The organism is Rhodopirellula halodulae, assembly GCF_020966775.1.
GTDB classification, from domain to species: Bacteria; Planctomycetota; Planctomycetia; order Pirellulales; family Pirellulaceae; genus Rhodopirellula; species Rhodopirellula halodulae.
The window spans coordinates 1-1941 of record NZ_JAJKFV010000023.1 but is presented as its reverse complement, the minus strand read 5'-3'; the positions used below and the strand labels follow the sequence as shown (position 1 = coordinate 1941).

1 protein-coding gene is annotated in these 1941 nt (G+C 57.4%); it reads left to right on the top strand.

What is annotated here, in order from left to right; translation table 11 throughout:
* Positions 1-480 precede the first annotated feature (480 nt).
* Positions 481-1800: a xylose isomerase gene (gene xylA, locus LOC70_RS12865; RefSeq protein WP_230253990.1), complete on the top strand. Its 1320-nt coding sequence runs from the start codon at positions 481-483 to the stop codon at positions 1798-1800.
* Positions 1801-1941 lie beyond the last annotated feature (141 nt).

Genomic DNA, 1941 nt, shown 5'->3' with positions numbered 1-1941 from the left:
AGCGTGGCACAAATTGGAGATTCACCACCGAAGATGCGCGAGTCAAACTCAAGTCGCTCTATCCGCAGCATGACACATAGATCCGGAACGACCAGTAGGTCAGGTCTCACCTGACGCCCCGGCCGATGCTTCGCCAGAAGCGAGGCGTGATCACTCAAAGAGGCTCCTCGGCGTTGGCGAATCAATCGGCGAATGACCGTCGTCAGGCATGGCCTGACCTACAGGTTCCAAAAAATGCCGCGTTTCACCCCCCGCCTGCCCCCCACGACACCGCGATGAAACAACGCGAGGCCTCGCCGCCCGTGCCCGTTGCTACCAACGGATCACCTTCCCTGGATTGCCCACGACGGCGTCTGGTCCGCCCTCCGGGAGATGAAACCGGTTTCACCCCCCTTGTCGTCCATCCGCTGGTCTCTGATATTGGGCACTCCATTGATTTCCAACCCCTGATCCTCGCTAGCTTTCTACGGAATCCGCTCGATGACCGCTTTCCCCGATGTACCCGTCATTCAGTACGAAGGCCCAAAGTCCGATAATCCCCTCGCCTTCCGCTGGTACAACCCCGACGAAGTCATCGAAGGCAAAACGATGAAGGACCACCTGCGGTTCAGCATCGTGTACTGGCACACTTTCCGCGGCACCGGTGCGGACCCATTCGGTCCCGGAACGGCCGTTCGTCCTTGGGATGATGGATCCGAAAGCGTCGAGAACGCACAGAACCGTGCCCGCGTGGCGTTCGAGCTGTTCACCAAACTGCAGGCTCCGTATTACGCCTGGCACGATCGAGACGTTGCCCCCGAAGGCGCCAACCTTCGCGAAACGCACGCAAACTTCGATGCGGTCGCGGACGTTTTGGAAGAACAACAAAAAGAAACCGGCGTGAAGCTCCTTTGGGGCACCGCCAACATGTTCAGCAACCCTCGCTTCATGCACGGAGCCGCCACCAGTTGCAACGCGGATGTGTTTGCCTACGCGGGGGCTCAAGTCAAAAAAGCACTGGAAGTCACCAAACGTCTGGGCGGTGAGAACTACGTTTTCTGGGGCGGTCGCGAAGGCTATCAAAACCTCTACAACACCGACATGAAGCGTGAACTGGATCACTTGGCCAAGTTCTTCCACATGGCGGTCGATTACGCCAAATCGATCGGCTTCGATGGGCAGTTCCTGATCGAACCCAAACCCAAAGAACCCACCAAGCACCAATACGACAGCGACGCCGCGGCGTGCATGAACTTCTTGCGTGCTTACGACTTGGACTCGCACTTCAAACTCAACATCGAAACCAACCACGCCACTTTGGCGGGGCACACGATGATGCACGAGCTGGACTATGCCGGCATGCAAGGCGGACTGGGCAGCATCGATGCCAACACGGGCGACTTGTTGTTGGGTTGGGACACGGACCAATTCCCAACGGATTACTACCTGACCGCTCAAACCATGCTGATGATCATGAAGCACGGCGGCATCGGATCGGGCGGTGTGAACTTTGACGCGAAAGTGCGCCGTGAATCGTTCGAACCGATCGATTTGTTCCACGCTCATATCGGCGGCATGGACGCGTTTGCAAAAGGTTTGAAGATCGCCGCCGCGATTCGCGAAGCCGGCGAGCTGAGCGACTTTGTCAAGAACCGCTACTCGAGCTGGGACAGTGGCATCGGTGCCAAAATCGAAGCCGGCGAAGTCGGCTTTGCTGAATTGGAAGCCTACATGCTCGAGAAAGGCGACGTGGACGCCAACCAAAGCGGCCGCCAAGAGTACTTGGAGCACATGATCAACAAGTACATCGATCGCATCTGATCGAAGGGACCAGACGAGGCGCACCTTCGTCAGGCACGGCCTGACCTACTGGTCGTTCCGGATCTATGTGTCATGCTGCGGATAGAGCGACTTGAGTTTGACTCGCGCATCTTCGGTGGTGAATCTCCAATTTGTGCCACG